Origin of the sequence: uncultured Formosa sp., assembly GCF_947500765.1 — a bacterium.
Lineage (GTDB): Bacteria > Bacteroidota > Bacteroidia > Flavobacteriales > Flavobacteriaceae > Formosa.
In genome coordinates this window covers 92651-111716 of sequence record NZ_CANMTH010000002.1, presented here as the reverse complement: position 1 = coordinate 111716, position 19066 = coordinate 92651, and the positions used below count along the sequence as shown (strand labels likewise).

The 19066-nt window shown below is 32.6% G+C and carries 14 protein-coding genes; 4 read left to right on the top strand and 10 right to left on the bottom strand.

The window, feature by feature from the left end:
• Nucleotides 1-43 precede the first annotated feature (43 nt).
• The 7 genes from Q1B05_RS03580 to Q1B05_RS03550 all read right to left on the bottom strand — a co-directional run bounded on the left by Q1B05_RS03580 (nucleotide 44) and on the right by Q1B05_RS03550 (nucleotide 11205).
• The gene (locus Q1B05_RS03580) at nucleotides 44-1360 is read right to left on the bottom strand and encodes a TolC family protein (protein ID WP_299777662.1); all 1317 of its coding nucleotides are present in this window, start codon (nucleotides 1358-1360) and stop codon (nucleotides 44-46) included.
• Nucleotides 1350-4553, bottom strand: a complete 3204-nt coding sequence (locus Q1B05_RS03575; RefSeq protein WP_299777660.1) for an efflux RND transporter permease subunit — start codon at nucleotides 4551-4553, stop codon at nucleotides 1350-1352. Before Q1B05_RS03575 ends, Q1B05_RS03580 begins: the two co-directional genes overlap by 11 nt.
• Nucleotides 4554-4559: 6 nt before the next feature.
• Nucleotides 4560-5687 carry an HlyD family efflux transporter periplasmic adaptor subunit gene (locus Q1B05_RS03570; RefSeq protein WP_299777658.1) on the bottom strand — a complete coding sequence of 376 codons (1128 nt, stop codon included), beginning with the start codon at nucleotides 5685-5687 and terminating at the stop codon, nucleotides 4560-4562.
• 193 nt (nucleotides 5688-5880) lie between these two features.
• Nucleotides 5881-7650 carry a DNA mismatch repair protein MutS gene (locus Q1B05_RS03565; RefSeq protein WP_299777656.1) on the bottom strand — a complete coding sequence of 590 codons (1770 nt, stop codon included), beginning with the start codon at nucleotides 7648-7650 and terminating at the stop codon, nucleotides 5881-5883.
• Nucleotides 7651-7748: 98 nt separating this feature from the next.
• Complete coding sequence (locus Q1B05_RS03560; RefSeq protein WP_299777654.1) at nucleotides 7749-8498, bottom strand: succinate dehydrogenase/fumarate reductase iron-sulfur subunit; 750 nt, start codon at nucleotides 8496-8498, stop codon at nucleotides 7749-7751.
• A 10-nt stretch (nucleotides 8499-8508) separates the two neighbouring features.
• Nucleotides 8509-10521: a fumarate reductase/succinate dehydrogenase flavoprotein subunit gene (locus Q1B05_RS03555; protein ID WP_299777652.1), complete on the bottom strand. Its 2013-nt coding sequence runs from the start codon at nucleotides 10519-10521 to the stop codon at nucleotides 8509-8511.
• 12 nt (nucleotides 10522-10533) lie between these two features.
• Nucleotides 10534-11205, bottom strand: a complete 672-nt coding sequence (locus Q1B05_RS03550; protein ID WP_299777650.1) for a succinate dehydrogenase cytochrome b subunit — start codon at nucleotides 11203-11205, stop codon at nucleotides 10534-10536.
• 376 nt (nucleotides 11206-11581) lie between these two features.
• Here Q1B05_RS03550 and Q1B05_RS03545 point away from each other — a divergent pair, with 376 nt between their 5' ends.
• Both Q1B05_RS03545 and Q1B05_RS03540 read left to right on the top strand, forming a co-directional pair.
• On the top strand, nucleotides 11582-12874 hold the full coding sequence (locus Q1B05_RS03545; protein WP_299777648.1) for an aminopeptidase P family protein: 1293 nt from the start codon (nucleotides 11582-11584) through the stop codon (nucleotides 12872-12874).
• Nucleotides 12875-12986: 112 nt separating this feature from the next.
• Nucleotides 12987-13556: a hypothetical protein gene (locus tag Q1B05_RS03540; RefSeq protein WP_299777646.1), complete on the top strand. Its 570-nt coding sequence runs from the start codon at nucleotides 12987-12989 to the stop codon at nucleotides 13554-13556.
• A 132-nt stretch (nucleotides 13557-13688) separates the two neighbouring features.
• Here Q1B05_RS03540 and Q1B05_RS03535 read toward each other — a convergent pair whose 3' ends face one another.
• Both Q1B05_RS03535 and Q1B05_RS03530 read right to left on the bottom strand, forming a co-directional pair.
• Nucleotides 13689-14135, bottom strand: coding sequence for a GNAT family N-acetyltransferase (locus tag Q1B05_RS03535; protein ID WP_299777644.1), 447 nt, complete (start codon nucleotides 14133-14135; stop codon nucleotides 13689-13691).
• A 56-nt stretch (nucleotides 14136-14191) separates the two neighbouring features.
• Complete coding sequence (locus Q1B05_RS03530; RefSeq protein WP_299777642.1) at nucleotides 14192-15514, bottom strand: aspartate kinase; 1323 nt, start codon at nucleotides 15512-15514, stop codon at nucleotides 14192-14194.
• Nucleotides 15515-15616: 102 nt separating this feature from the next.
• Here Q1B05_RS03530 and Q1B05_RS03525 point away from each other — a divergent pair, with 102 nt between their 5' ends.
• Complete coding sequence (locus Q1B05_RS03525; RefSeq protein ID WP_299777640.1) at nucleotides 15617-16273, top strand: hypothetical protein; 657 nt, start codon at nucleotides 15617-15619, stop codon at nucleotides 16271-16273.
• A 105-nt stretch (nucleotides 16274-16378) separates the two neighbouring features.
• Here the strand turns inward: Q1B05_RS03525 and Q1B05_RS03520 are convergent, their stop codons facing one another.
• Entirely contained in the window at nucleotides 16379-18076 is a 1698-nt protein-coding gene (locus Q1B05_RS03520; protein WP_299777638.1) for an FAD-dependent oxidoreductase, read from the bottom strand.
• Nucleotides 18077-18255: 179 nt separating this feature from the next.
• Between Q1B05_RS03520 and Q1B05_RS03515 the strand changes: the two genes are divergently transcribed.
• Entirely contained in the window at nucleotides 18256-19029 is a 774-nt protein-coding gene (locus Q1B05_RS03515) for an alpha/beta hydrolase (protein WP_299777636.1), read from the top strand.
• Nucleotides 19030-19066 lie beyond the last annotated feature (37 nt).

Here is a 19066-nt window from a genome sequence, read left to right as displayed (position 1 = left end):
TTTTAAAATTAATAAAAGCGGGATTTTTTATATATAATTGGTGTTATAAAGAAACGTTCAACAACTCTCCACTTAACTGAAGCAAATATAACTCTGCTAATTTGGCTTCATATTTAGCATTATTTTTACTAAACTCTGCTGTTAACAGGTTTAATTGTGCTTGTCTAAATTCTATTGAGGTTGCTTGTCCTAGTTTAAATTTTTCTCGAGTACGATCAAAATTATTTTGAGATGTGATGATATTATTCTCTTGAATGTAATAAATCTTCAATTTGTTTTGATAGTCTCCCCAAGCGTTATTAAAATCACGATCTAGACTAATAAATATCGATTCTTTTTCTAACTTTTGATTATCTAAATTTAGTCTTGCATTCCTAACGTTTGTCATTGTACTTCCACCATCAAATAAATCCCAACTTAAAGTTACTCCACCGCTTAATCCTGTATTGGTAGACTCCGACAAGAATGAAGCTGCATTATTGTTGTTTTTATTCCAACCATAAGAACCTGTTAACCCCACTGTTGGTAAATATCCCGATGTATTCGCTTTAATCGTAAACTCATTAATTACAATGTTTTTATCTACTTGTAATAGCGACACATTATTAGCTCTCATCTTTGCATGTAAATCTTCTTTATTGATATCTAAAATAAAAGTAATTAAAGTATCTACTTCAAAATTCAGTTCTAATTCTGTACCTAAAACAACATTTAAATCACGTTTAGTATTCAACAAATTTTGTTCAGAATTCATCAAATTAATACTATCGTTATTAATGTCTACCTGAGCATTTAAAACATCTAACATAGTGCCTTGCCCATACTCAAACTGATATTTAGCTCTTAAAATACGATCGTTAGAAATTTCTAATGTTTGTTTTAAAGCATTTGCATTTTCAGAAACCTGTGCCACATTGTAGTACACTGTAAATAATTGCGCAATAGTATTCTCGATAGTCTCTCTAGCTTCGAGTTCCGATAATTTATATTCCTCTTTTAATTGCTTATAATCGTAATAGCGCCCTAAACCATCAAAAAGCGTGTAATCTAAGTCAATTGAAGCATTATAATTAGAACTTTCTGCTCCGTTTAATTTGGTAACACTACCATCTGAAAATACGGCTTCGGTATTATCTAAATCATATCCAGCACCAGCATCTCCTGTTAAGGTTGGTAAATAACCCGAGTTTAAAATACTCTTATTATTTTTGGCTATTTCTGTATTATTCTTAGCTATTTTAATACCATAGTTATGATCTAAAGCAATGGTAGCTGCTTCGTTTAAAGTTAAAACACGTTGTGCTGTTGCCGATGTAAACACAAACAACATGAGTATAACTATTTTATATTTAATGTACATCCTCTTCATTTTCTTCTTTAATAGCACGTTCTACTTCTTCTTTTGTAACATGTTCTCCTGTAATTAACCATTTTGTTTTCTGTTTAATACTATTACTAAACGATAAGAATAGTGGCAAGACAAGTAATGTTAATATGGTTGCATAGGCAATACCAAATGTAATTGAAATGGCCATAGGTTTTAAAAACTGAGCTTGTCTACTTTTTTCCATAAGTAAAGGTGCTAAACCAGCCATAGTGGTAATTGTAGTTAAAAAGATAGCTCTAAAACGTGATTTACCAGCTTCTTTTAAGGCATCATCGAATTTTAAACCTTCTTTTAAATTGGTATTAAACTTACCAATAAGCACCAGACCATCGTTTACCATAACACCAATTAAAGCAATAATACCTAGTAACGACAATACGTTTACAGGAAAACCTAAAAGCCAATGTCCCCAAGCTACTGCGGTTAAACTAAAAGGGATTAACAGTATTAAAAGCAATGGCTGACTTAAACTTCTAAAGGTAAAGGCAATGGTGATATATATTAAAAGGATAATGATTAAACCTGCACTTTTAAGTGATGTATTTAATTTTGAAGCTTCTCGGTTCTGACCTTCATAAGAGGCTGAAATTGTAGGATATTTTGCTGTTAATTGAGGCATAATGGTCGCTTTAATATCATCTAAAATATCTGTTACACTTGTGTTTGGATCTTTTAAATCTGCCGACACTTCAATCTCTCTACGCCCTTCCAAGTGATTAATTGCAACATCACCACGCTCTATAGAATAGGTTGCAATATCTTTTAAGGTAACGCGCTCTCCTGTTGGTGTTACAATGCGCATATCGTCTAGATTATTAATAGACGCTCTATTTTCTTTATCGTACCGTACCCAAACACGTATTTCATCTTGTCCTCGCTGAAAACGTTGTGCTTGCACTCCAAAGAAACCTGATCTAATTTGAGTCATTACCGTACTTAAATCTAATCCTAATAAATATGCACTTTCTTTAAGCTCTAATCTAATTTCTTTAATACCTGCAGGGTCATTATCTGCTACATCTTTTAACAACGGGTTCGTTTCTAATATAGATTTCAGTTCTACTTTAGCCGCTTTTAATTCTTCAATATTATTACTTAAAAGAGAGACTGCAACTGGGCTACCACCAAAATTACCTCCAGATCCAAAAATTAAACTTTCTACGCCTATTACTGGACCAACTAATTCGCGAACACGATTAGCAACCAAAGAAGAGTTAATCACATCTGGACGTTCTTCTCCTGGCAACATATTTATATTTAAGGTTGCACTAGATGCACTATTAATATTTTTAATAGTGTTTTCAAAAAGTATTTTATCTGTACCTCCTAAATATTTTTTAGTAAATTCTTCGTTCACCACATGTGCCTTTTCTTCAATGATAGCCATAATAGAATCTGTAACACGAACATTTGTACCATTTGGCATTTCTAATTCTATTGACACACTATCACTGGCAATACTCGGAAAAATAGTAACACCTATAACACCTCCACCAATGGCTCCGAAGGTCAAAATTAATCCACCTAAAAATATACCAAGTGCTAATATTTTAAACTCGAACATAAAGTCTAACACAGGAACATAAATTTTTTCTCTTAAGAAAATCATGATACGATCTCCGAAGGCATTAATACCTCTCATTTTAGAGAAAAATAAACCAGCCTTAGTTTTAGGATTATTCTTTCTATCTTTATGTCTTTGCAGTGCTTTAGAATGTGCTAAATGCGCTGGTAAAATAATAAGTGCTTCTATTAAAGAAACTACAAGTGTTAAGATAACAATAACTGAAACTTCACTAAAGAATTCACCAATACGACTTTCTAAAAACAAGAACGTTGAAAAGGCTAATAAGGTGGTTATAATAGCTGAAACAACTGGAGGAATAACTTCCATGGTCCCGTCTATGGCAGCATTAATCGGATCCTTTCCGTTTTCAAAATGCTGATAAATATTTTCGGCAATTACAATACCATCATCTACTAAAATACCAATTACGATAATCATTCCAAATAATGAAAACTGATTTATAGTAACTCCAAATTGACCTGCAAAAATAAGCATACCAAGAAAGGAAATCGGTAATCCGAAAGCTACCCAAAATGCTAATCTAGTGTTTAAGAACAGAGATAAAAATAATAGTACTAACAACATTCCTGCAACGGCATTCTCTGTTAGTAATTGCGTACGTTGTTTTAATGTAATAGATAAATCCCTAACCACATCTAATTTTACGTTATTATGCGACTGATTATATTGTACAATATATGCGTTAACGAGATCTGCAGAAGATAATAAATCTTCGGTATCTGTACTTGTAACACTAACATTAACAGATAATTGATCGTTAAAATATGTTGCCTTGGGTGTTTCTGAAAACCTATCTCTTAAGACAGCAACATCTTTTAAACGAATTGTTTTTCCGTCTGCAAATGCACGGACCACCACATTAGAAAGTTCGTCGCTATAATATGAGCGATTATTTGCACGGATAAGAAACTCTTCAGCGTCTGTTTTTATATTTCCACCTGTGACTAAAATATTAGAATTACTTACAGCAGAAGCGACTTCACTAAATGTTATATTGTAAACTAAAAGACTATTTTCATCAACAGCAATTTCAATTTCCTCTTCAGGATATCCTGAAACTTCGACTTGCGAAATTCCTTCTATTGCTCTCAGGTCATTTTCAATCTGCCTTCCTATTTGTTTTAATGTTGCTAAAGGAATATTTTCTCCACTAATTGCAAACGAAATCGTCTCTCGAACATTTTCGGTTTTTGCAACAACAAGAGGCTCCATACCAGAAGGAAAACTTGGCACACGATCTACAGCATTTTTAATATCTAAAAGCATGAAATCTATATTCTCGCCTTTTTCAATTTCAATAGTAATGGTACCACTATCTTCTGATGATGTAGATGTTACACGATCTACCCCCTGTAATCCTTTTAAATTATCTTCTATTTGAAGTACAATACCTTCTTCAATTTCTTGAGGAGATGCTCCTGGATAAGTAATTTGTACAGTAATAATTTTAGATTCTATTATTGGAAAATAAGACGATTTTAAAGATAACAATCCTAATATTCCAAAAATGGTAAATGCCAAAATGAATATTGTTACAGCAATATGATGCTTTATAAAATAAGCTATTATTTTTCTCATGTGGCGTTAGTTCTTTTTAGACTCTTGTTCAGTAAAAATTTTCACTAACATGCCTGAATAACCTCCTTGAATAGGTCGAGATACAATAACACTACCATCTGGCACATCTTTTAAAACAACTTTGGTATCACTAAAATGTATTGGTTTAACAGGAATAACATCTAAAACTGAATCACGAACAACAAATATCTCTTTAGTATCTAAAAGTAAATTCCTATCTATTTCTATAGCATTTTCCTCATCTTTAGCCTCTACATTAGCCTCTAAATACATGCCTTCTTTTAATTTTTCATCTTTTACTTCAATAAAAACTTGAATGGTTTGAGTTGTAACATCTACGCTTCCGTTAACACGAGATACTTTTCCTGTGTAAGCTTCAGTACCTTCTAAATTATTTAAAGCAACAGATTCTCCTACTTGCAATAAACTTGCAAAAGATTTACTGATAGCTACTTCCATTTCGTAAACAGATGGATCTATAAATTCACCTAATTTCTGACCGCTTCTAATAAGTGTACCTTCATTTACCAATGCTTCAGTTAAAATACCGTCAAAAGGTGTTCTAATCATATATTTTGATAAACGTTGTTCTAAATTTTTAACATTGAAATAATTAGAAACAATACTTCTACCTGTTATAAAGTAATTTTCTTTTTCTGAAGACATTTCAGGAAGCTTTGGTGTTGCTTTATTTAAATCGAAACTACGTAAATAGGCTTCCCACTTCGGAAAAACTTCAGGAAAATCTAATCTTAAATCGGCCATTATAGCCGCAATAGAATTATACAAATCACTTTTCGCAGATTGTACACTTGCGTAATACTCTGAATCTTCAATACGAATTAAGGTTTGCCCTTTTTTATATGGTTGTCCTGCTTTAAACAAAACAGAACCTGATTTAAAGATGCCTTCCACTTCTGCATAGAGTTCAAATCTTCTCTTTGCTGTTAAATTTCCATTAGCTGGAATTACAATTGGAATTGTACTATTTTTAACTGTATCAGCAAAAACTAATTTAATTACTTTTGGTGCTACAGGTTTAACTTTGTTTTTATTATCAATTAAGAATTTTGCTACAAAAATTGCGGCTACTATAAATAGTACGCCTAGAACTGTAAGTAAAATTTTTCTCATAAGGTCTTATATAAATAGTTTAGACCTTATATATGTCGTGTAGTTTAGTCTAACCTTGTTAAATAAAACACAAAATACAACATTTTAATTATTATAAAATTAAGGACACATCATTAATCAATGAAATTAAGACACTTACAACCTATTTCAATCATATTAATATTTTAATTATTTATTAAAATATTAATAAATCTTAAATGATTTCCATCTTTTTTAGCAAGAAACTCGCATTCATATTCTGACAAATTCCGTCTTTAAATGTATAGTCAAAATGTAATTCATCATTGATAATTTCAGCATCGAAATAATGATTTTTAACCTCTGGTAATTCATCTGAAATCTCACATAAACTTAAATCGTGAGTTGCAATAATTCCAGTCGCATTTGAGGCTACTAATTTCTCGACAAACTTGCGAGAACCAATGGCTTTATCTGTACTATTTGTTCCTTTTAAAATTTCATCTAAAACAATAAAATAACGATCGGTTTGAATGGCATCTACAATATATTTTAAACGTGTTAATTCTGAAAAGAAGTATGAACTATCGTCGGTTAACGAATCGCTTGTACGCATACTCGTAATTAACTTAATCGGGTTATAGGTACTTGTTTCTGCACATACAGGCAGACCAACATTAGACATTACAATATGAAGCGAAACCGTTCTAAGAAATGTACTTTTTCCCGCCATGTTTGCTCCTGTAATAATAAAGAATTCTTCGTTTTTAATATTTAGGTCATTATCTATACGCTTTTCTGTTTTTAATAAAGGATGACCTAAGTTTTTAGCAAGAATTACATCTTCATTTTCCTTAATTTCAGGGAAGATAAATTCAGGATTATTGAAGGTATAATTTCCTAATGAGTTATAAGCATCGAAAAATGAAATGACATCGAACCAATCTGTGGTTTTATGAGCGTATTTTTTAATCCATTGCTCGATAGCATAGGAATTTTTAATATCTAGAAGAAAAAGTCCATTCCCAAAAATGGCTGAAATTAAATTATTTCTATTATCTAAACGATCTAATAATCGTGATAATTCTGAAAATATTTCTGAAGCCTTCTCTCCTTCTTGAGTAATTTTTTTTTGTTTTTCAATCAACAATTCTGATTGAAATGTTTCTTGTTCAATTTTATCAAGTAAAGCCGCATACTGTTTAAATGTCTCCTTTAATTTTTCGGTCTGAGAAGCAATTACATTAATAGATTTTAAAAATACTCCAGTTAACAAAACACCAATAACTAGCCAAATGCCTAACACATTTGCAGACACTATATTCACATACACTCCCACAAAAATAAGAATAGAGACAACTGTAAAAAGTAAAGGTAAAAATTTTAAGAAGCTTTTAAATTTAGGTTTGTAATTAGACAACCACGAGTTAATACTTTTAGCAGGTGTTTCTACTTTAATTAGACTGGCTATAGCACTATAGTTTTGTCTCCAAATCGCTTTATCTGCTAATTCTTTTATCGCTTGTTGTCGTTTGGTTATATTACTAATATCATTTGCTTTAAATGCTTCAGAGAGCTTCTCAGTGCCTTCTTTAACATATGTTCTGTTTATATTCTGAAAAAAAGAACCGCGGCCAAACAAATCGATATCTAAGCAATATTCATGTAACGGATCTTGGAATTCTAAACCATCTAAACGATCGAAAAAACCGTCATTGTTAATTTTAATTTCATCTTCATTAATCGCTACAATTGCTTTTTCTAGATTCCGTTGTTGTTTTATATTTGTATACTTCAGCAATAAAAATAAAAATAAAGCAATTCCAACAACAGCAATAGCTACAGCAACTTGCCAATTAGAGAACGTTAGATACACACCATAAGCTACGCTTAAAAACACCAATAAACGTAATATACTTAATAGTCTCATTTGCTTATTTAAAGCTGTCGCTTTTACTTGATGGCTTTGAGATTGCTCTTTATAGAAAGTTATAGGAGATTTCATCTGAGTGAATTATAATAAAATTAAAAAACGAATAAAACTAAACAAAAAATCCCAAGCTGTGCGCTTGGGATTCTTAATATTATAATAATTAAAAGAGTTTAGTTCCCTTTTACGTTTGCCTTAACAAATTCTCTGTTCATACGTGCAATGTTTTCTAAAGTAATTCCTTTAGGACACTCTACCTCGCATGCTCCAGTGTTTGTACAGTTACCAAAACCTTCAAGATCCATTTGTGCAACCATATTCATAACACGATCTGCAGCCTCTACTTGTCCTTGTGGTAATAACGCATATTGCGATACTTTTGCACCAACAAATAACATGGCTGAAGAATTTTTACAACTTGCAACACAAGCTCCACAACCAATACATGCTGCAGCATCCATAGCTTCATCTGCTGCGTGTTTAGAAATTGGTAACGAGTTTGCATCTTGTGTGTTTCCAGACGTATTTACAGAAATATAACCTCCTGCTTGTTGAATACGTTCGAAAGCCATTCTGTCTACAATTAAATCTTTAATTACAGGAAAAGCTGCCGCTCTCCATGGTTCGATTGTAATGGTATCGCCATCTTTAAACATTCTCATGTGTAATTGGCAAGTAGTGATTCCACGATCTGGACCGTGTGCTTCACCATTAATATATAGAGAACACATACCGCAAATTCCTTCGCGACAATCATGATCGAAAGCTACTGGTTCTTCCCCAGAGTTTACTAATTGTTCGTTCAAAACATCCATCATTTCTAGGAAAGACATATGCTCTGAAATATCATTAACTTTGTAATCGACCATTTGACCCTTTGCATTCGAGTCTTTTTGTCTCCAAATTTTAAGTGTTAAATTCATAATGTCAATCTTATTTGTATGAACGTTGTTTTAGTTCAATATCTTTAAATTCTAATTCTTCTTTATGTAAAACTGCATCTGCAGGTTCTCCTTTATATTCCCAAGCTGAAACAAAAGCAAAGTTAACGTCATCACGTTTCGCTTCTCCTTTTTGTTCTCCGTCTAATTCTACAGATTCTTCTCTAAAGTGTCCACCGCAAGATTCTCTTCTTACTAAAGCATCTTTTGCAAACAACTCTCCTAATTCTAAGAAATCTGCTACACGTCCAGCTTTTTCTAATTCCACATTCATTTCATTTGCAGATCCAGGAACCATCACATCTTTCCAGAACTCTTCACGAATCTCTTTAATTTCTGCCATAGCAGCTGTTAAATCTTTTTCGTTACGCGACATTCCTACTTTATCCCACATTACTTTTCCAAGACGTTTATGGAAATGATCTACGGTTTTAGTTCCTTTATTATTGATAAAGAAGTCTATTTTATCTTTAACTTCTTTTTCAGCTTCCTCAAATTCTGGAGTATCTGTTGGTATTTTTCCTGTTCTAATATCATCAGATAAATAATCTCCAATAGTATAAGGTAACACGAAATAACCATCTGCTAAACCTTGCATTAAAGCAGAAGCTCCAAGTCTGTTTGCACCGTGATCAGAGAAATTTGCTTCACCAATACAGTATAAACCTTCAACTGTAGTCATTAAGTTATAATCAACCCAAATACCACCCATTGTATAGTGTGTTGCAGGATAAATCATCATTGGAGTTTCGTAAGGATTTTCAGCGATGATTTTTTCATACATCTGAAATAAGTTTCCATACTTACTTTCTATAATTCCTTGACCTAATTTTTTAATTTCTGCGTCAGAAGGGTTTTTAATTCCATGAATTTTTGCTTGTTCTGTACCATAACGTACAAAAGCAGATGCAAAATCTAAATATACAGCTTCTCCTGTTGCATTCACACCGTAACCAGCATCGCAACGTTCTTTTGCTGCTCTAGATGCAACATCACGTGGTACTAAGTTACCAAACGCAGGATAGCGTCTTTCTAAGTAGTAATCTCTATCTGCTTCTGCAATATCAGTAGGCTTTAATTTACCTTGTTGAATTGCTTTAGCATCTTCTAATTTTGCAGGCACCCAAATACGTCCATCGTTACGTAATGATTCTGACATTAACGTTAACTTAGATTGGTAATCTCCAGAACGTGGAATACACGTTGGGTGAATTTGTGTGAAACAAGGATTTGCGAAATACGCTCCTTTTTTATGTATTTTCCAAGCGGCAGTTGCGTTAGATCCCATCGCGTTAGTTGAAAGGAAATATACATTTCCATAACCACCTGTTGCAATAACAACAGCATGCGCAGAATGACGCTCAATCTCACCAGTAATTAAATTACGAGCAATAATACCTCTTGCTTTACCATTTACTTTTACAACGTCTAACATTTCATGACGATTGAACATTTCAATCTTTCCACGAGCAATTTGACGGTTCATTGCAGAATAACATCCTAACAATAATTGTTGTCCTGTTTGTCCTTTAGCATAAAATGTTCTAGACACTAATACACCACCAAATGAACGGTTATCTAATAATCCACCATAATCACGTGCAAAAGGAACACCTTGAGCAACACATTGGTCTATAATATTTCCTGACACCTCTGCTAAACGGTGAACGTTTGCTTCACGAGAACGGTAATCTCCACCTTTTACAGTATCGTAAAAAAGACGATAATTAGAATCACCATCTCCCATGTAATTTTTTGCTGCATTAATTCCACCTTGAGCAGCAATAGAGTGCGCACGTCTTGGAGAATCTTGGTAAGCAAAAGCTTTTACATTATATCCTAGTTCAGCTAACGTTGCTGCTGCCGAACCTCCAGCTAAACCTGTTCCTACAACAATAATATCAATATTACGTTTGTTCGCTGGGTTAACAAGATTTATATGATTTTTATATTCTGTCCATTTATCTTTAATTGGACCTTCTGGTACTTTTGAATCTAAAGCCATTTGTATTTAAGATTAATGGTTAAGGAAATGAAAAACTGCAACAATTATAAACCCTAAAGGAATAATAACTGAATACGCTTTACCTATTTGTTGTAATGTTTTTTTACGACCTGCTGTAGATCCCATAGATTGAAAAGCAGAGGTAAAACCATGTGCTAAATGCAATCCTAAAAATACGAAAGCAACTACATAAGCACCAACTCTTAATGGGTTATGAAACTTCTCTACTAATTCATGATAATATCTGAAACTACCATCATGTAATCCAGACATATCTCCTACAACATATTTTGTGTTTAATTCTGGAATCCAGAAATCGATAAAGTGAAGTACAATAAAAGCAAGAATCGCAATTCCGCTATATATCATATTTCTACTCATCCATGTAGAGTTAGCTGCACCATTGTCTTGCACATACTTTACAGTTGTTGCCTTTCTGTTTTTTATTTCTAATACAAATCCCATTACAAAGTGAAATACAACACCAAATACTAATACTGGTTGTAAAGCAAATTGTACTAAAGGATTGGTTCCCATGAAATGAGATAATTCATTAAACATATCAGGACTAAAAACAGACGTGATGTTTACTGCTAAATGAATTATTAAGAAAAACATAAGGAAGAATGCCGAAAGTGCCATAGCAATTTTTCTTCCTATCGAAGATTTAAGAAATCCGCTCATTATTTTTAATGTTAGTTTTATTCCCAACAAATTTAAACTAGAATAGATTTATAGACAAAAACTAAGTCACTTTAATTTATATTTAGAATCATTTTAAAGAGCCTAATAAAACACTAACAATAAGCATATTAAAAACATATTCTGTTTTGAACAAACGATGAACCAAAAAGATTTATTTTTTACAATTACAACAAAACCGAATTTAGACATAAAATGATAAATTCTCAATAAACACACAAAACAGCTCTCAATCGTTGTAGTTTCAACAAAAAAAGATGTTAAAAAACCTTTAACATCTTTTTAAGGTTTCTATTTATAACAATACTTATTATATATGTAATTTTGAAAAAACTTCTCATTTAAACTTCAAATTAAAATGAAATACCATCCTATTAATTCCGATTTATTCATACAAAATAGAGCTCATTTTTCGGCTCAAATGAAACCTAGTAGTTTAGCCGTTTTTAATTCTAACGACATCTATCCTATTGGCGCAGATAGCGCATTACCTTTCCAGCAAGATCGCAACATATTTTACTTAAGCGGTGTAGACCAAGAAAGTAGTATTTTAGTATTGTTTCCTGATTGTCCAAACCCAAAACATAGAGAAATTTTATTTTTAACAGAAACAAACGAACATATTGCCGTTTGGGAAGGCGCTAAATTAGATAAAGATGCCGCATTTAAAACTTCAGGGATTAAAACCGTGTACTGGTTACAAGATTTCGAACGTGTTTTTAAAGAAATTATGACACAATGTAATACCGTTTATATTAACACTAACGAGCATTACAGAGCACATGTAGAAACCGAAACTCGCGAAGACAGATTCAACTCTTGGTTAAGAAAAAAATACCCAGCACACAGTGTAGCAAAAAGCAATCCTATTTTACAACGCCTGCGTGCTGTAAAAAACCAGATAGAATTAGACATAATTCAAGAAGCATGTAACATTACCGAAAAAGGATTCCGTCGTATTTTAGAGTTTGTAAAACCAGGCGTTATGGAATACAATATTGAAGCAGAGTTCATGCACGAGTTTTTAAATAACCGATCTAAGGGATTTGCTTACACTCCTATTGTTGCATCAGGAAACAGCGCTAACGTATTACATTATATAGAAAACAACAAAGAATGTAAAGCTGGCGATTTAATTTTATTAGATGTAGGAGCAGAATACGCAAACTACTCATCTGACATGACACGTACCATTCCTGTTTCTGGAAGATTTACAGACAGACAAAAAGCAGTTTACAATGCCGTAAACCGTATAAAAACAGCAGCTACTAACATGCTTGTTCCTGGAACAATCTGGGCAGACTATCATGTTGAAGTTGGTAAAATAGTAACCTCTGAATTACTTGGCTTAGGACTTCTAGACAAAGCCGATATACAAAACGAAAACCCAGAATGGCCAGCATATAAAAAATATTTTATGCACGGCACATCTCATCATATGGGATTAGACACTCACGATTACGGAATTCTTACAGAACCAATGAAAGCTAACATGGTGTTTACCGTAGAACCTGGTATATATATTCCAGATGAAAAATTCGGAATTCGTTTAGAAGACGATGTTGTTATTCAAGACACTGGATCTCCTTTTAATTTAATGAGAAACATTCCTCTAGAAGCAGACGAAATCGAATCGCTTATGAACAAGTAACACTTATTTTACATACATAATGTATTTAAAAAGCAGAATTTATAAATAAATTCTGCTTTTTTTATGATATTTGACTCACAACAAGTTATTTAATAAACAATTTACAAGCTGTATGAAAAACCACTTAGCATCGTTCGCTTTTTTTATTATTTCCATAACAGCAGGGTACGCACAAACAACTTCTGTAGAAGAATCTATTTTTAGTGCACAAACTGGTTTTCTTGGAATGTATTTTAATCATGAATTACGACTTACAAACAAAATTGCATTACGCAGTGAAGTAGGTTTAGATGCAGGATTTTGGGGAAGCGATGTAAATGACATTAACGGCTATTTACTAGCACCTGTTTTTACATTAGAGCCAAGATGGTATTACAATCTAAAAAAACGCACCAATAAAGGTAAACGCATTGCAAATAACACAGGGAATTTCGTATCGATTAAAACGAGTTATCACCCAGATTGGTTTACAATAACCAATGCAGATCATCTTAATTTTATTGGAGATTTCACCATAATACCTACTTGGGGAATCCGAAGACATATTGGCAATCATTTTAATTATGAAACAGGAATAGGTCTTGGTTACGGACGCTATATTACAACTAAAGAAGACTACTATTATGGAGATAAAAATGTATTGGCTGCAAATCTTCATTTACGAATAGGCTATACATTTTAAGTATCGACGCTCCATATAAAAAAGAAAAACGACACCTAAAAAAGGTGTCGTTATCAAATAAAGAACAGTAAAAATAAAGACAATATTTAGATCCGTATGCTTTAAAATAAAAAAGCATATCGGTTTAATTTTTTAGCAATTATTCCATTCGTAATAATTTGAATTATTATTTAAATTAAAACCTGTTTTTGGGTATAATTTATTTCCAATTAAGTTAGACTTACTTGTCTCTAAAAACATTCCACAAGCTCCCGTATCTTTCACTAATTGTTTCGCGTTCTCAATTAAGTTTATAGACACGCCTTTGTTTCTATATTTTGGACTAACAAATAAATCATTTAAAAGCCATAGTTTCTCCATTCTTGTTGAAGAAAATAAAGGATATAACTGAACAAAACCTACAAGTTTGTTATTTTCATTTTCAGCAATAAAAATTTCAGAATCCTTATTTTCAATTCGCTTAATTAAGAAGTTTTCAGCACGTTCTAAATCAGACTCTTTTTTATAAAACACTCTGTAATCATTAAATAATTCAGACACAGATTTTACATCTTCTTTTAAAGCTTTTCTATAAATCATTCATAAATTTTATTTTAATTCTACAGATAAAATATAACTGTATTATTTATTACGTTTTATACTAACGAAGTTTCAAAAACGTATCGATGTAATTTTTGTAGTGTTTCTAATTTATCGCTTGTATTTATTAACAGAGAAATATTATTATTACTTCCTCCATAAGAGATCATTCTAATGTTTATATCTTGTAAGATCTGAAACAATTTATGTGTATCCGGATGATGCACTATATTGTTTCCTACCAAACACACAATTGTTCTATGAGAATCTACACTTACATTTGAAAACTCTTCTAATTCGGTTACAATATCATGTAAAAAAGTAGCATCGTCTATGGTTAAGGATACCGCAATTTCCGATGTTGTAATCATATCGATTGACGTGTGATATTTTTCAAAAATTTCAAAAACTTTTTTCAAGAAACCAGAGGCCTGAAGCATACGTGCAGACTTGATTTTTATTGCCGTAATCCCATCAATGGCAGCAATAGCTTTTATGCCTTCACCCTCTGCAGAATCATCTATTAAAGTACCATGAGCAGACGGATCCATTGTGTTTTTAATACGTACTGGAATTTTTAAATCCCGTACCGGCATAACCGTTTGTGGATGTAAAATTTTTGCTCCGAAATATGCTAATTCGGCAGCTTCATCAAAAGACAAATGTGAAATTGCATCGGTGTCATGTACAAATCTTGGATCGTTATTATGAAACCCATCAATATCTGTCCAAATTTGCACTTCATCAGCTCCTACAGCAGCACCAATTATACTTGCAGTAAAATCGCTTCCACCACGTTCTAAATTAGAAATATTACCATCTGCATCTAAACAAATAAATCCCTGAGTAATAAAAATTTCAGTCTCCGTATTCGCTTCTAAAATACGATCTAAATTTTGTTTTATATAAAATGAATCTGGCTCATGCAATCTGTCGGTACGCATAAAATCGAAAGCCGAAATTAATGTTGCTTTTATACCATCTTGTTGTAAAAAACGACTAAACATAAACGTAGATAACAACTCCCCTTTTGCAACGATTTTATTATATAAAAAAGCAGAATGTGGTTGCGATGTTAATTCTCTTAATTCTTTAAAAACCGCATCTATGTACTCCAAAGATTCATCTATAAAATCTTTTTCAGTAAACAATTCATTTATAACGGTAATGTATCTAGTATTTAAAGTCTCTACTAAATTTAAAGCATCAATAGACTTACCTTGTGTAATCGTATTCGATATTTCAACTAAAGCATTTGTAGTTCCAGACATCGCCGACAACACCACTATTTTTCTACCACCTTCTGATACGATATTTTTTACGTTGGCCATATTTTCTACAGACCCTACAGAAGTTCCTCCAAATTTTAATACTAGCATAATTTCTAAATTTTAAAGTTCAAATATAAATAGAGTTGAATGAATTAAAATAAAAATGAAAAATTTGTTCTAAATTTACACAAAATGTTAAATAATTAACAAATGAGAACCATTGCCTCTTGTGTTGAAGAAATTCTGCTCGCCCAACCTTTTTTAGAAGAAGCCATTTCTAGAAACATTGTAAACTATTCGGCACTTGCTAGTGAATTAGTTGAACCTATTTCTGAAATGCTAAGAAAACCTGTGAAATCAGGTGCGATTATGATGGCCTTACGCCGATATTCGCCTCCTAAAGATTTAGGAAATTCGGTACGATTAAAACGCGTTTTAAATAGTTTGGGAGATATTACTGTACGCTCCAACCTATCTAATTACACCTACAAAAACTCAACGACTTTGTTTGAGAGTCATGCCAAAGTCATTCAAAAAATAGGCGATAAATCGAATATATTTTATGCGTTTACCAGGGGAATACATGAAAGTAACATTGTAATATCAAGTTCTGAACAAAAACATATTGAAGACTTATTCACTAACGAAACCCAAATCGGGCTTCAAAACCATTTATCTGCTATTAGCATTAGTCTTCCGGCAGATAACACTAAAATCGCAGGATTATACTATCAGATCTTTAAACGTTTAGCTTGGGAAGGGATTACACTTTACGAAGTGGTTTCTACAACGAACGAATTTACAGTTTTAGTTGAAGATCAATTTGTAAACAAAGCGTTTTCAGCCATAAAACGCCTACACAGTTAAAGATTAAACAAATATTCGAAACCTATAATTATTAATTAAAAAACCGTTGTTTAGAAACATTTCAGAGCAACGGTTTTTTTGATTATTATGTACTTCTAAATCATTTTAGACTGATGCATGCGGTATGTGCTTGTTTGGAACTTCAATTTTATCACTATACATCTCCCAAACTTTATAGCCACCTCCAATATTAAAGATATCCGTAACACCATTATGTCTAAGAATTGACTCCGCTAAATATCCACGTAAGCCTTTTTGACAAAACACAATTACTTTTTTTTCTTGCACAAGCACGCTATCAATATTTTGTCTTAAAGTATCTAGCGGATAATTAATCGCTCCAGGAATAGTTCCTTTTTCATATTCATTCTCATTTCTAACATCCAATAACAGATATTCGTCTTTAGGCGTGTTGTCCATAAAACGTTCTAAATCTTCAACCGAAATTTGATCAGTTTTATTGTTTAAAATATTTTCAACTACATATCCCGCAACAACCACAGGATCTTTAGCCGGCGAAAAAGGTGGTGCATATGCTAAATCTAATAACGGTAAATCAGAAACTTTCAACTTGGCATAGATTGCTGTACTCAACACATCGACCCGTTTATCTACTCCATATTCACCAAAAAGCTCTGCGCCTAAAATCTTATCTGTTTTTGGATTGTAATACAATTCTATAATTAAATCTTTCGGATTTGGGTAATAACTAGGTGTAGAACCCGCAACCACTAATACGGATTTAAAATCTATACCGTTTTTATTTAAGGCTGTAGCATTCATACCTGTTCTTGCCAATGTATAATCGAACACCTTAACTATTGCAGTTTTATACCCCCCTTTAAACGCTATATTTCCACTTGTAGCATTCGATCCTGCTGCACGACCTGCTTTATTGGAATGCGTTCCTAACGGAAAATAATCATCTTCGTTAGTTTGTACGTTTTTAATTGAAATATTATCGCCAGCAGCAAACACGTCTTTAATAGAGGTTTCCATAAACTCATTTACTTTTAAAGCGCAATTACCAATAGCTTCTGCACCTTCATCTAAAAGTAATTGCGTGTTTGGCTTAATTCCAGCACTTAGAACTACAAAATCGGTTGGAATACGTTTTCCATCGCTTGTAATCACTGCTAAAATTTTACCATCTTTATCGATATCAAATTTAGACACAAAAGTGTTAGACAAGACCTCTACCCCTTTTGAAATTAGAACCGCCTCTCCAAATTTCGCAAACTTTTTCTCCCACATATTTAAAATAAATGGAGCGCCTTCTATTAAAGTGACATTTTTCCCTGCTTCTTTTAAATTTTCAGCAACTTCAACACCTATCAATCCACCACCAACAACTGTAATATGTTTTGAATCACTAGTAAGTGCTTCGTTTGTAATCTTATCAAAATCGACCATAGAGCGGCACGTAGACCAACCATGTGCCAATTTCACATTATCTATTGGTGGCACCACAGAACTTGCTCCTGTTGCAAAAACAAGCGTATCATATCTGTAACCATCGGTTTCGGTGTAAACAATTTTCTCCTTGGTATTTATTCTTATGATTTCTTCGTTTAAACGGACATCAATATTAAATCGTGTTTTAAGCAATGCTGGTTTTACGACTAATAAATTATCTCTGCTTTCTATAACTCCAGAAAAAACATAAGGCATACCACAAGTCGCATAACTTATATTAGCCCCTTTTTCGAACAAAATAATTTCGGCTTGTTCATTTTCTCTTCTTGCTTTCGCTGCTGCAGATGGTCCTGCAGACAACCCACCAATTACTATAATTCTTTTCATTGTACCTCTTAGTTTCTACACAAATTTGAACCAAACTCTTTTAATAAAATGTAACGTTAGTCACTCAACCGATTTCGTAATCCAATAAAATCTAATTAATATGTAAAAGACCACCTACTTTAGATTATTAGATAAAAATTAGGCAATGATTACTACCTTTGTTTTAACATTAATTACATATGATTTTACAACATAAAGGCTCTCCTATATATTATAGCGATCAAGGCAAAGGCACTGCTATTATTTTACTTCACGGTTTTCTAGAAAACAGCAGCATGTGGAAACGCATTGCTCCAGAACTTGCTAAAAAACATCGCGTAATTTGCATTGATCTATTAGGTCATGGAGATACGGCATGCATAGGATACATTCACACTATGGATATGATGGCCGACGCTGTACAAACTGTTTTAAATCATTTAAAGATTAGGCGCTATTATGTTATAGGACATTCTATGGGCGGCTACGTCTCTCTAGTTTTAGCAGAGCGCTTACCAGACAATATTAAAGGATTAATATTACTTAACTCGACAGCTAAAACAGACTCACCTGAACGTATATATTTACGAAATCGCGCTATAGAAGTGGTAAAGCACAATTACGAAGGCATGGTTAAAATGTCGATCGCTAATTTATTTAGACCCGAAAACACTAAAAAATTTAGTAAAGATATTGATTGGCTAAAAGAAGAAGCCCTTAGAACCTCACTTCAAGGTTACATTGCCGCACAAGAAGGCATGAAGGTAAGACAAGATTTAGAAGTTTTATTTCACTTTTCACCTTATAAGAAGATGATTATTTACGGTAAAAACGATCCTGTTTTAGACCCAAAAACGTTAATACAACAAACATTAAATACTGAAGTAAAACTAGTAGAATTAGCAGGAGGACATATGAGTTTTATTGAAAATGAAAGCGAAACCCTACATGAAATCATGCATTTCATCGAATAAAAAGGTTGTTTTATCGAATATTAGCTTATTTTTTTTA

What these genes read in the sequence shown, in the direction of transcription:
- Q1B05_RS03580 (WP_299777662.1), bottom strand. Translation starts at nt 1,360, where the DNA reads ATGTACATTAAATATAAAATAGTTATACTCATGTTGTTTGTGTTTACA.
- Q1B05_RS03575 (WP_299777660.1), bottom strand. Translation starts at nt 4,553, where the DNA reads ATGAGAAAAATAATAGCTTATTTTATAAAGCATCATATTGCTGTAACA.
- Q1B05_RS03570 (WP_299777658.1), bottom strand. Translation starts at nt 5,687, where the DNA reads ATGAGAAAAATTTTACTTACAGTTCTAGGCGTACTATTTATAGTAGCC.
- Q1B05_RS03565 (WP_299777656.1), bottom strand. Translation starts at nt 7,650, where the DNA reads ATGAAATCTCCTATAACTTTCTATAAAGAGCAATCTCAAAGCCATCAA.
- Q1B05_RS03560 (WP_299777654.1), bottom strand. Translation starts at nt 8,498, where the DNA reads ATGAATTTAACACTTAAAATTTGGAGACAAAAAGACTCGAATGCAAAG.
- Q1B05_RS03555 (WP_299777652.1), bottom strand. Translation starts at nt 10,521, where the DNA reads ATGGCTTTAGATTCAAAAGTACCAGAAGGTCCAATTAAAGATAAATGG.
- Q1B05_RS03550 (WP_299777650.1), bottom strand. Translation starts at nt 11,205, where the DNA reads ATGAGCGGATTTCTTAAATCTTCGATAGGAAGAAAAATTGCTATGGCA.
- Q1B05_RS03545 (WP_299777648.1), top strand. Translation starts at nt 11,582, where the DNA reads ATGAAATACCATCCTATTAATTCCGATTTATTCATACAAAATAGAGCT.
- Q1B05_RS03540 (WP_299777646.1), top strand. Translation starts at nt 12,987, where the DNA reads ATGAAAAACCACTTAGCATCGTTCGCTTTTTTTATTATTTCCATAACA.
- Q1B05_RS03535 (WP_299777644.1), bottom strand. Translation starts at nt 14,135, where the DNA reads ATGATTTATAGAAAAGCTTTAAAAGAAGATGTAAAATCTGTGTCTGAA.
- Q1B05_RS03530 (WP_299777642.1), bottom strand. Translation starts at nt 15,514, where the DNA reads ATGCTAGTATTAAAATTTGGAGGAACTTCTGTAGGGTCTGTAGAAAAT.
- Q1B05_RS03525 (WP_299777640.1), top strand. Translation starts at nt 15,617, where the DNA reads ATGAGAACCATTGCCTCTTGTGTTGAAGAAATTCTGCTCGCCCAACCT.
- Q1B05_RS03520 (WP_299777638.1), bottom strand. Translation starts at nt 18,076, where the DNA reads ATGAAAAGAATTATAGTAATTGGTGGGTTGTCTGCAGGACCATCTGCA.
- Q1B05_RS03515 (WP_299777636.1), top strand. Translation starts at nt 18,256, where the DNA reads ATGATTTTACAACATAAAGGCTCTCCTATATATTATAGCGATCAAGGC.